This is a genomic window from Chryseobacterium herbae, assembly GCF_025154075.1.
Taxonomy (GTDB): domain Bacteria; phylum Bacteroidota; class Bacteroidia; order Flavobacteriales; family Weeksellaceae; genus Chryseobacterium; species Chryseobacterium herbae.
This window is the reverse complement of the sequence record NZ_JAOAMU010000008.1, coordinates 127,640-139,391: the sequence shown is the minus strand read 5'-3', so window position 1 is coordinate 139,391 and position 11,752 is coordinate 127,640. Positions and strand designations below refer to the sequence as shown.

11 protein-coding genes are annotated in these 11,752 nt (G+C 38.8%); 2 read left to right on the top strand and 9 right to left on the bottom strand.

The features are described from left to right. Window positions 1-71 precede the first annotated feature (71 nt). Together N0B48_RS21365 and serS are read left to right on the top strand one after the other, a co-directional pair. Window positions 72-596, top strand: coding sequence for a hypothetical protein (locus N0B48_RS21365; RefSeq protein ID WP_259841393.1), 525 nt, complete (start codon window positions 72-74; stop codon window positions 594-596). 66 nt (window positions 597-662) lie between these two features. Then, window positions 663-1,931 carry a serine--tRNA ligase gene (gene serS / locus N0B48_RS21360; RefSeq protein ID WP_259841391.1) on the top strand — a complete coding sequence of 423 codons (1,269 nt, stop codon included), beginning with the start codon at window positions 663-665 and terminating at the stop codon, window positions 1,929-1,931. A 77-nt stretch (window positions 1,932-2,008) separates the two neighbouring features. On the opposite strand, the gene N0B48_RS21355 is transcribed toward serS, so the two are convergent. The 9 genes from N0B48_RS21355 to N0B48_RS21315 all read right to left on the bottom strand — a co-directional run bounded on the left by N0B48_RS21355 (window position 2,009) and on the right by N0B48_RS21315 (window position 11,682). Further along, window positions 2,009-2,749, bottom strand: coding sequence for a hypothetical protein (locus N0B48_RS21355; protein ID WP_259841390.1), 741 nt, complete (start codon window positions 2,747-2,749; stop codon window positions 2,009-2,011). A gap of 17 nt (window positions 2,750-2,766) precedes the next feature. Continuing rightward, the gene (locus N0B48_RS21350) at window positions 2,767-3,525 is read right to left on the bottom strand and encodes a sulfite exporter TauE/SafE family protein (RefSeq protein WP_259841388.1); all 759 of its coding nucleotides are present in this window, start codon (window positions 3,523-3,525) and stop codon (window positions 2,767-2,769) included. Next, a complete protein-coding gene (locus N0B48_RS21345) occupies window positions 3,516-3,968 on the bottom strand; it encodes a FixH family protein (protein ID WP_259841386.1) in 453 nt (150 codons plus the stop codon). The genes N0B48_RS21350 and N0B48_RS21345 overlap by 10 nt, the downstream gene beginning before the upstream one ends. A gap of 76 nt (window positions 3,969-4,044) precedes the next feature. Then, window positions 4,045-5,499, bottom strand: coding sequence for a cytochrome c oxidase accessory protein CcoG (ccoG, locus tag N0B48_RS21340; RefSeq protein ID WP_259841385.1), 1,455 nt, complete (start codon window positions 5,497-5,499; stop codon window positions 4,045-4,047). 94 nt (window positions 5,500-5,593) lie between these two features. Next, window positions 5,594-6,475, bottom strand: a complete 882-nt coding sequence (locus N0B48_RS21335; RefSeq protein WP_259841383.1) for a cbb3-type cytochrome c oxidase N-terminal domain-containing protein — start codon at window positions 6,473-6,475, stop codon at window positions 5,594-5,596. 10 nt (window positions 6,476-6,485) lie between these two features. Beyond that, entirely contained in the window at window positions 6,486-6,686 is a 201-nt protein-coding gene (locus N0B48_RS21330) for a cbb3-type cytochrome oxidase subunit 3 (RefSeq protein ID WP_259841381.1), read from the bottom strand. Window positions 6,687-6,702: 16 nt separating this feature from the next. Continuing rightward, window positions 6,703-8,964 (bottom strand): cytochrome-c oxidase, cbb3-type subunit I, encoded by a 2,262-nt coding sequence (ccoN, locus tag N0B48_RS21325; protein ID WP_259841379.1) that lies wholly within the window; start codon window positions 8,962-8,964, stop codon window positions 6,703-6,705. 5 nt (window positions 8,965-8,969) lie between these two features. Further along, a complete protein-coding gene (ccoS, locus tag N0B48_RS21320) occupies window positions 8,970-9,194 on the bottom strand; it encodes a cbb3-type cytochrome oxidase assembly protein CcoS (RefSeq protein WP_034701371.1) in 225 nt (74 codons plus the stop codon). 109 nt (window positions 9,195-9,303) lie between these two features. Next, entirely contained in the window at window positions 9,304-11,682 is a 2,379-nt protein-coding gene (locus tag N0B48_RS21315; RefSeq protein WP_259841374.1) for a heavy metal translocating P-type ATPase, read from the bottom strand. Between the last annotated feature and the right edge of the window lie 70 nt (window positions 11,683-11,752).

Here is an 11,752-nt window from a genome sequence, read left to right as displayed (position 1 = left end):
GGTAAAATATTACGAGAACAAATATATAATTATACATTTGCATAAAAAAAATTATTGAAAATTAACGGAAGATGAAATCTAAGCTAAATCATATTTTCATACTTAAACTTATAGCTATCCTTTTTTTAATGGTTTCATGCGGAAATGATGATGATTCTTTACAGAGAATTGATCAGATTATGAATTTCTCCATAAAAAATGTGGCAGGGCAGGATCTGATGAACCCTAAAAAGGCAGGATCCTATACCAGTTATTCTGTGAATGACGATAATGGAGCTACTGCTGTGGCTGCCGTGGCTGTTCCGCTTAGAATGACGACGGATTCCCTATATTATTTTGAATACATTAAAGGAGCGAAAAGGATTACTTTAGATTCTATCAGCCCTGACAACAGAACCTATAAATCAAATCTGACTTTTACACTGAGCAAAATTGTAAATAATCAGACGGTTAGTGTCAAAGATGCTATGGAAATCCGCTACCGGTGGACCCCATCCGTATTTCAGATTTCAGAGGTGCGTTACAATGGCGAGGTGGTATTTTCTAAATCTGCGGATGCTCCCAATGCGATAAATACCTTTATTATAAGAAAATAATTTAAATTTGTAAAACGGGTAGCTTAATATGTAAGTTAACCATCTAATATTTAACATCTAAATAAAATGTTACAAGTCAATTTTTTACGCGACGATAAAGAACGCGTTTTAGAAGGTCTTAAGAAAAGACAATTCAAGAATCTTGGGTTGGTAGACGACGCTGTTGCTGCCGACGACGAAAGAAAAAGAATTCAGTTTGAATTAGATTCCCAACTTTCCGAAATGAACAAAATCTCGAAAGAGATCGGGCTTTTGATGAAAGAAGGTAAAAAAGAAGAAGCGGAATCTGCAAAATCTAAAACACTTCAGTACAAAGAATCGAGTAAAGAACTGCAGTCCCAATTAGATGTAACGGAAAAAAAATTACTGGATATCTTATACCAGATTCCTAACGTTCCTTACCAATTGGTAAAAAGCGGAGTTTCTGCAGAAGACAACGAAAATATCTACCAATCTCACGATGTGGAAGGCCTTGGAGAAGGCGCTATTCCTCACTGGGAGCTTGCTAAAAAATATAACCTGATTGATTTTGAACTGGGCGTGAAAATTGCCGGTGCCGGTTTCCCTGTTTATCTGGGTAAAGGAGCAAGACTTCAGAGAGCATTGGTTCAGTATTTCCTGGATAAAAACATTGACAAAGGATATATGGAGGTGAATCCTCCTCATGTTGTAAATGAAGCTTCAGGATACGGAACAGGACAGCTTCCTGATAAAGAAGGACAGATGTATCACATTGGCCTGGATGATTTATACCTGATTCCTACAGCAGAAGTTCCGGTAACCAACCTGTACCGTGATGTATTGCTGGAAGAAAAAGAACTTCCGATCAAAAATACGGCTTTCTCTCAGTGTTACAGAAGAGAAGCGGGAAGTTACGGGGCACATGTAAGAGGACTGAACCGTCTTCACCAGTTTGAAAAAGTAGAGATCGTAAGACTTGAAAAGCCTGAAAACTCATATGCTGCCTTAGAAGAAATGGTAGAGCACATCAAAGAAATTCTTACAGACCTTGAGCTTCCGTTCAGAGTATTGAGACTTTGTGGTGGTGATACCGGTTTTGCAGCTGCAATGACCTATGATTTTGAAGTATGGAGTGCGGCTCAGGAAATGTGGTTGGAAGTAAGCTCTGTGTCCAATTTTGAAACCTTCCAGTCTAACCGTCTGAAATGCCGTTTCAAAACAGATGGAAAATCCCAGCTGGTGCATACTTTAAACGGTTCTGCTATGGCTCTTCCAAGAATTATGGCGGCTTTGCTTGAAAACAACCAGACTGAAGAAGGAATCAGAATTCCTAAGAAAATCGCAGAATACGCGAGATTCGATCTGATCAGCTAGAATATATTTCTATATCATAAATAATCCCCTTTCAAAACTGAGAGGGGATTTTCCATATACTGTTTAAAGTTCGGTTTCTATTCTGTCTCAATCACGATAGTCTTATCGGCATTTTTAAGTTTAGCCTCTTTATCGTACATGGCTTTGAGATCGTAGTCTATTTTTACGGTATAATTATCGATCTGCTTTACCCAGTCATGTTTTCCGGTGATGGATTTTATTTTGTTTTCAAATTTCAGGGTGGTTCCGATGCTTTTGAAGAACATGGTGATCATTCCTTCTACTTTTTCGGCTTCCTCTTTTGATGTTTTGCTTCTGAGGGTCTGCTCAATATTTTTAACGTTGAAATTTTCTGTGTTGATGGTCAGCGTTTTTCCATTCCAGTTATTGAAAATATTCTGATCCAGCGGCAGCTTTTCCTTTTTGTTATAATCGCTCAAAAACTGATAATCAGTTTGTGTGAAGTGATCCATTTTTAAAGACATACCGGCAGGCTCATTGTTTTCTTTATTCATTTTCATAAAGATCTTTTTCATGATCCTGATAGAGTCCGGATCTGTAGGCTGCTTTTTTCCATCCTTTTTCTGGATATCCAGAAAACTGGTCCATGTGGTAGGCAGCTGATCCATATATCCGAATTCTTTCTGCTGTTTAAGAGAATCTGGAGTCATGGCTTTCATTTCGGATATAAACTGTCTCATGTCGATATCTGTAACCGAAGTAGATGCAGCATCTTTGTGGTATACAATTTCAGAATTGATGGTACACGACTGCAAAACAAAGAGTGCTGCCGTGAGTAAGAAGAGTATTTTTTTCATGGAATTAGTTAGTTGTATTAATGACAGTTCGTGGAACTGTGGTCGTGTCCTTCAATATGACAGTTGGCGCCGTTATGATCTTTGGAGATCGTCATGGCTTCAGCTCTGGGAGAAATGTAAGGAATTCCCAGTTCAAGGCCTCTGAGGATAAATAATCCTCCTAAAATAATCATGATGACAGGAACTGCTTTTAAAACCTTTACTCTGAAAGCCTGATTCATGAGGTTTCCGGCCAGAACTACTGCAAACATGAACGGAAGGGTTCCCAGCCCGAATAAAGCCATATATGAAGCTCCCTGCCACATTCCTCCGCTTGCAAGGCTTGCCGTAAGAGCCATATAAACCATTCCGCACGGTAGAAAGCCATTCAGAACACCTGTAGAAAATCTTGAACGGTAATCTGCCTTTTGTAGTAATTTTCCTAAATTCAGTTTTACAGAATACAGGAATTTAGAAAGAAAAGGAATTTTGGAGGCAAAATCTTTTCCACCAAACGAAAACAAAGCCATAATGATCAGAAGAATTCCTGCAACGATTGTAAGATACTGCTGAAATCCCGCCATCTCAAAACCTTCGCCTATAATTCCCAAAATCGCCCCCAATAAAGAATAGGTGAAGATTCTGCCGAACTGATAGGTGAGATTCTGAAGATAAAAATTGGTAGCTTGTTTTTTCGTCAATCCCATCGATAAGGCAATAGGTCCGCACATTCCGATACAGTGAAAACCGGAAGCAAAACCTAATGCGATTGCCGATAAAATAAGTCCTATTTCCATATCACATCATAATCCATTCTGTAGTCTGTTTTGTCTTTTGTCCACATCAGTCTCAGGGTGTAGTTTCCTACTTTTAATACCTGTGCAGGGATCATGAAAGACTGTGCGGCATCAAGCTGAACAGGTTTTTTGATGTCCAAATTCTGGTCGTCGGTTCTGTTTAAAACAAATTTTACCGTAGTATTGCTATTGTTATAGTCTTTTGGAAACACAATTTTGATTCCTTCTTTTTCCTGGCTGTATGCAGGTTTTTCCTGTAAGTCATCCGCTCTTTTTTTAGCATCAATGACATCCTGATACTTAAGTTCCTCTTCGTAATAATTATCGGTTACCATTTCAGAATTCTTCTGCCCGTTCGGGAAAAGAAACATCATGGATAATATAAAAACAATGAATGCAAATAATGCAATTACAACACCATGTCCCCAACTAAAGTTTTTCATTTCTTCCGGATTTTTTTATTTATTATGATCGTAAGAAGCCTTCACAATTTTTTGAAATTATCCAGGCTTCCTAACATTAGAATTGCAGTTTGAATGGTCCCTCGAAGTAAGTTTGATAGGAATCGACAAGCTTGCCTTTCATATCATAGACTCCGATGGTTATATTTTGTTTTGAAAGTTTCATATCGTCTTCCGGGAAGCTGATATTGATGGTTCCTTTCGAAATTTTGTCTCTTTCTACCTGGATTTTGCTGGATGCACTGTAGATGATCTCACCATGGGCCGGTTCCAGAACTTTTATCGTAACGATTTTTTTGTCGTTGGTCTTGTTCAGGAAGGTGTAATTGTATGTGTTGGTAATTTTTCCGTCTCTTACAAAGAATGTACTTCCTGCAGGTTTAATGAATTTAGCCTCCATTTCACCTCTGCTGTAAAGAAGGAATCCTAAGAATCCTACCAACAACACAAGTACCACCGCAAAACCTTTCATTCTTCCTGTAAACTTAAACTGAGTCTGATTCTCAATTTCGTTCTCGGAAGCATATCTTACCAGGCCTTTCGGAAGACCTACTTTTTCCATGACCTCGTCACAGGCATCGATACATGCGGTACAGTTCACGCATTCCAGCTGCTGTCCGTCTCTGATGTCAATTCCTGTAGGACAAACGACTACACACTGGTGACAGTCGATACAGTCTCCTTTTCCTGCAGCCTTACGGTCTTCTCCTTTTCTCCATTTTGATCTGTTTTCCCCTCTTTTAAAATCGTAAAAAACGTTGATGGTATCTTTATCAATCAAAACACCCTGTAATCTACCGTATGGACAAACCAGTGTACAAACCTGCTCTCTGAACCATGCAAATACAAAGTAGAATGCAGAGGTGAAAAGCACCATAATAATAAAATTGGTCGGATGGGCAAACGGTCCTTCTGAGATGATTCTTAAGATTTCCTGATAACCTACAATATACATCAGCATAAAGTGGGTGATGATCAGGGAAATAATGATATAAACCGTCCATTTCAAGCTTCTTTTCAAGATCTTTTCGGTGTTCCACTCCTGTCTGTCCAGCTTCATTTGCCTGTTTCGGTCACCTTCAATAAGATATTCAATTTTACGGAAGATAGATTCCATAAAAATTGTCTGAGGGCATATCCACCCGCAGAAAATTCTTCCGAACGCAATCGTAAAAATGATAATAAAAATTAAAGACGCGATAGCACCTAAAGTCAGGATGAAAAAGTCCTGTGGATAGAAAGGTTGTCCAAGAATGAAAAACTCTCTGTCTATAACATTGAATAAAAAGAAAGGGTTGCCATTGATCTTAAGGAATGGCACTGTAAAATAAATGATTAATAAAGAATAGCTTACAAGGTCTCTGTAGTTGGTGTATTTCCCTTTTGGTTTTCGGGGAAATATCCATTTTCTCTTACCGGATTGCTCCATTGTCCCGATAGAATCTCTGTAAGTCTCAGGGTCCAGAACCTGTCCCTGTCCGCCGCGTACTTCTATTTCTTCTATATCTGACATTTCGTAATAGGTTTAAAAAAGAAAAAACATAATTCGTTACTATTTTTATTAATAACAAATTATGTTTTTTTCATATGTTTTCTAATTTTTTAAATTATTCTTTTTCCCAATGCGCTTCAGTTCCCTGAGGAGCTGCTCCTCCCTGAGCCTGCGTCACTGGTGTTTGTTCCTGATTGATGTGATATACATAGGCTGCAATCTTCTCAATCTCTGCTCCGGAAACCTCTCCGTTTTTACCGAAGGCTCTCATCGCAGGGTTGGTAGGAGAACCATTCCAGTCCATGTGGAAAACAGTTTTAAACAAAGTCTTCTCAGGCTGGTTGATCCAATAGTTATCCGTAAGGTTTGGACCAATACCACCACTACCGTCTTCTTTGTGACAAGATGAACAGTTGGTTTTGAATAGTTCTTTTCCGTCTGCGATATTATCAGCTGAATATTTTGCAGTTTCTATTGTTACAGGAGGCTGAGACTTTTCGTATTCTGCAATACTAGCCATCTGCTCCTTATATTCCTGCTCATATTCGCTCAACGGGTGTGCGAAATCTGTGAAAGAATAAGCTGCGATATATACAATACAAAAAGCAGTCCCAAAATAGAATAATCCTACCCACCATTTTGGAAGCTGATTATCCAATTCCATAATCCCATCGAAACCGTGGTCGATAAGGATATCCTTTTCTTCCGTTTCAGATTGCTTCTTGAATGCAGCATCGTACATTCTTCTCAGGAAAGGCACTTTCTTTTCTGTTAAATAAGCTGCCTTTTCTTCCGGAGATAATTTTTTGAATTTATTGTTTTCAATCAAATCTCCGATAGAGCTGTGGATGTATGCCAAAATAGCACTGATTACCACAGTTCCCCAGAAATAAGGTGAAGCTAGGAACGAGTAGCTCTGTACAAACAAATAATAAAAAACTATTAGAAGTCCAGTTATTATTAAGATGTTTACAACAACAGGTGTTCTTTGTTTCATAATAAATAGTTTAATTTTTTAAATTAAAATCGTCATCCTCATCATCCCCAAGCGGTGCTTGTTCTTCTTCTCTGTAATATTTTTTAGGCCTGCTAAAAACATAGATTACCAGAGCTATGAAGAATAGCATAAAGAAAATCAGAGCCAGCGTCTGGTATAGACCAGCGTTTTCTGTATTGGATAATATATCTTTAAAGTTCTGAGGAATCATGTGAACCTTTTAATGTTTAGTTAGTACTTGCTGTTTTTATTTCTGTAGTCTTGATATCTGTTCCTAATCTCTGAAGGTAAGAGATTAGAGCTACAATCTCTTTTTTCTCCAGTTCTCCCTGAGGTCTCTTAGCATAGGCCACTTTAAGGTCATTTGCTTCAGAGAAGATATCTTTTACAATTTTCGTTGCCTGGTTGTCTGCCCATGCGTTGGCAGAATCTATCTGAGCTTTTGTATAAGGAACGTCAAATGCATTCTTCATCAGCTTCATTTTGTCTACCATTTTAGATCTGTCCAGGTTGGTAGCAATTAACCAAGGGTAACGAGGCATGATAGAACCGGCAGATGTAGATCTTGGGTTATACATGTGTTTGTAGTGCCAAGAACTTGGGTTTTTCCCTCCTTCTCTATGTAAATCCGGTCCTGTTCTTTTAGAACCCCATAAGAATGGTCTGTCATAAACGAATTCTCCCGCTTTGGAATACTGTCCGTTCTTACCGTTGAATCTCGTGATCTCATCCCTGAATGGTCTGACCATCTGAGAGTGACAAGCATTACATCCTTCACGGATATAAAGATCTCTACCTTCTAATTCAAGCGGTGAATATGGTTTTACAGCTGAAATCGTAGGTACACTTTTCTTTAAAGATAATGTAGGGATGATTTCAATTGAACTTCCTATTGAGATGGTAATGAAAGATAGAATACCTAATAATACCGGCATTCTTTCAAGCCATAAGTGAGTTCCTTCACCTTCTTTACGTTTGTTTCCGATGTTGGCCAACGCTGGTGCTTCAGCAGGAACTTCTTTCTGGAATGAACCTTGTCTTACCGTAGCAACTACGTTGATGATCATTAAGATCATTCCTGAAATATAGAATAAACCTCCTACGAATCTCATTTTGAAATAAGGAATGATCGCAGTTACTGTGTCCAACCAGTTTTTCCATAATAGAGTTCCGTCCGGGTTGAACTGCTTCCACATTAACCCTTGTGTAAATCCTGAAATATACATGGGTACTGCATAGAAAATAATTCCTAATGTCCCTAACCAGAAATGCCAGTTAGCTAATTTTAGAGACCACATTTTTGTTCTCCACATGATAGGTACCAGGTAATAGATAACCCCGAATGCCATGAAACCATTCCATCCCAGAGCTCCTAAGTGAACGTGACCGATAACCCAGTCTGTAAAGTGACCAATTTTGTTAATATTTTTAGTTGCTAAAAGCGGACCTTCAAATGTTGCCATACCGTAGCATGTAACCGCCACTACAAAGAACTTTAGGATAGGGTTTTCCCTTACTTTATCCCACGCTCCTCTCAGTGTAAGAAGTCCGTTCAGCATTCCTCCCCAAGACGGTGCGATAAGCATGATAGAGAAACCAGTTCCCACAGCCTGCGCCCATGCAGGAAGAGCTGTATACTGAAGGTGGTGAGGACCAGCCCAGATATAGACGAAAATTAATGACCAGAAGTGAATAATAGACAGTTTATAAGAGAAAACCGGTCTGTCTGCTGCCTTCGGAAGGAAGTAATACATTAGACCAAGAACCGGAGTCGTCAGTACGAATGCAACCGCATTGTGACCGTACCACCACTGTACAATAGCATCTTTTACCCCTGCATATGCCGAATAAGATTTCCAGCCTGTGAAAGATAATGGAACCTCAAGGTTGTTGAAGATGTGAAGCATTGCTACTGCAATCCAGGTACCGATATAGAACCAGATGGCTACATAAAGGTGTCTTACTCTTCTTTTTGCAATCGTCAGGAACATGTTGATCCCGAAGATAATCCATGAGAACGCAATCAATATGTCGATCGGCCACTCGTGTTCTGCGTATTCTTTTGAGGTATTGATCCCCATAAAGAACGTAACGAACGTAGCAACGATCATAAACTGCCAAGTCCAGAAATGTAACCAGGATAATGTATCACTGTACATTCTTGTTTTTAATAATCTCTGTAATGAGTAATAAATACCGGTATAAACGATATTACATACAAATGCAAAGATCACGGTATTGGTATGAAGCATTCTGATTCTACCAAAACCAAATGCACCATGAGTTTTTATTAACCCTTGAATATTGCCCGATGCAAGACTCTTGATGGTTGTATCATCAGTACCGAATATAAATTCCGGTAATTCAGGGTAGAAAAGCATTAATGCCGCCGTAAGCCCAAACGTAAATCCTATAAGACCGAAAACTAAGGTCGCATAAAGGAACGCACGGACAATACTGTTGTCATAACTAAACTTTTGTGTTTCCATATCAACTATTCACTTTTTTCTTCAATTTTATTATTCTCTCCTATTTTTTTCTCGTCTTTATCTTTGTTGCCCTCCTCCTTTTCCTTGATTTCTCCACTATCAAAAAGGATTCTGACAGCCGGAGATTCGTCATCTTCAAACTGTCCTTTTCGGGCATACACTATAAATACGACCAAGAAAATCGCAGCCAAAGAAACACTGCAGAGGATCATTAAATATAGAATATCCATTGGACAACAAAATTAACCTATTTTCGGGGTTCAAATTTAGTGAAAAATAATGACATTCGTCACGAAATGCCGATTTCAGCTAATTTAAAATCAGTCTAAATAAGGGCTTCTACGCCTGCTTTTTGAAATGTTTTCTGCCCAAAATCCAGGTAGAAAGAGTAGTGAATGTGACCACCGTGATCGAACTGATTGGCATGATGATTGCTGCGAAGAGCGGATGCATATGGCCTGTAACTGCGTAACTTAAACCGACAATATTGTACAAGAAACTGATTATGAATGTCATTTTTACAATAGTGATCGAGCCTTTGCATACGCTCAGGTACTTATCCAGAGTCACAACTTTGTCCCCGTTCATGATCACATCGGAGGAAGGTGTGAAGCTGTTGGTGTCATCAGCGATGGCAATTCCTACGTTGCTCTGTTTCAGGGCTCCGGCGTCATTCAGTCCATCTCCCAGCATAGCTACTTTCATGTGCTGATCCTGAAGGTTTTTGATGTAGTTCAGCTTGTCTTCGGGGCTTTGGTTAAAAGCCATTCCTTTGTAGTTCGGGATCAGTTCTTTAAGTTGATTTTCCTCAGAAGAATTATCACCGCTCAGAATGAATATTTTGTAGGTGCTTAACTTCGTAAACAAATCTTTTAATTTCGGACGGTATTCGTTTTTGAAAATGAATTTACCCACAAATTCACCGTTTTTGCTGATGTAAACCGCTGTTTCAAGATTCTTAGGTTCCTGATTGTTGTAGCGGGCTGAACCAATCTTGTAAAGACTTCCTCTTATGCTGGCTTCGTATCCTTTTCCTGAAATTTCCTGGAATTTTTCAACAGGATAATAATCGTCATTCACCTCAATGAATTCGTATAACGATTTGGAAAGCGGGTGATTGGAGTTCTTTAATAACGTTTTGATATTCAGTAGATCAAAATCATTGATTTCAATCCCGTCATATCTGATGTTTGATTTTTTTCTGTGGGTGATGGTTCCTGTTTTGTCAAAAACAATCGTATCCAGTTTCGCGATCTTTTCAATCGTCAGGGTATCTTTTACGTAAAACTTATTACGTCCTAAAATTCTCATAATATGCCCGAAAGTAAACGGGGCAGACAATGCCAGTGCACATGGACATGCAATGATCAGAATCGCTGAAATCACCTGGAACATGACATTCAGGTCAATAAATGCCCAATAAGTTCCGGAAACAACTGCAATACCTAAAATAATGAATGTGAAATATTTGCTGACATTATTGGTCAATGTGTCAAGGCCTGTTTCGTGTTTTTTGAATGCTTCCTTATTCCAAAGCTGCGTTAAATAACTCTGGTCAACATCTTTGATCACCTCAAGCTCCAGCGAAGATCCAATTTGTTTTCCACCGGCAAAAATTTTATCGCCCGGCTGCTTGCTGATGCTTTCACTTTCTCCGGTAATGAAACTGTTGTCTATATTTCCTTCCCCATTAATCAAAATCGCGTCTACCGGAATGATTTCCTGATTTCTTACAAGAATTCTGTCCCCCACTTTAATTTCAGAAAGAAGAATGTTGTCCTGCTTGCCTTCGAAATCTACTTTGGTAACGGCGATAGGGTAGAATGATTTATAATCTCTGTCATAAGATAAAGCGCTGTATGTTCTTTTCTGGAAAATTTTCCCCATTAGCATAAAGAACAGCAATCCACACAGGGTGTCAAAATATCCGGGACCGTAATCGGTGACTACTTCATAAATACTTCGTCCGAAAAGAACAAAAATCCCCAGCACAATCGGAACATCAATATTCACGATCTTATTTTTTAATCCGTACCATGCCGATTTATAGTAATCAGAAGCCGAATAAAATACCACCGGACAGGCCAGAAGGAACATCAGCGTTCTGAAAAGCCCCTTATAATGCTCCATCCAGAAATCTTCGCCTCCTACATATTCCGGGAAAGCCAGGAACATTCCGTTTCCGAATGCAAAACCTGCGATCGCAAATTTTATAAGGAGAGATTTATCAAGATGATCTACATTTTTATCGGCAGTTTCAAGGCTGATAACAGGCTTGTAGCCAAGATTGGTTAAGAAATTAGCTAGTTCGCTTAATTTGAGATCGTTATGGTTGAATGAAATCTGTAAGGTTTTTCTGGTGAAATTCACCTGAGAGTAGTTGATATGTTCATTCAAAGTATGAAGACTTTCAAGAAGCCAGATGCATGAAGAACAGTGTATTACAGGGATTTTAAAAGTAACGAGACTGGTCTTTCCCTCTGAGAAATCGGTGACCTTTTCGAAGATCTCCGGTGTATCAAGATATTCGAACTGTGAAGAACTCTCGTCGCTGGGACGGATTCCGGCCCTTTTGTTAAGCTCGTAGAAATTAGTTAAATTATTGATATTCAGAATTTCATAAACAGACTTACATCCGTTGCAACAGAAAGTCTTTTCATCAAACAAAATTCTCTCTTTTTCTATCCCTTGACCACAATGAAAACAGTTCTCGCTCACCACATAATATATTGAACGACAAAATTATAACAATTTTTTTTGTTTATCGCGTTAAAAAGTTCTATTTTTG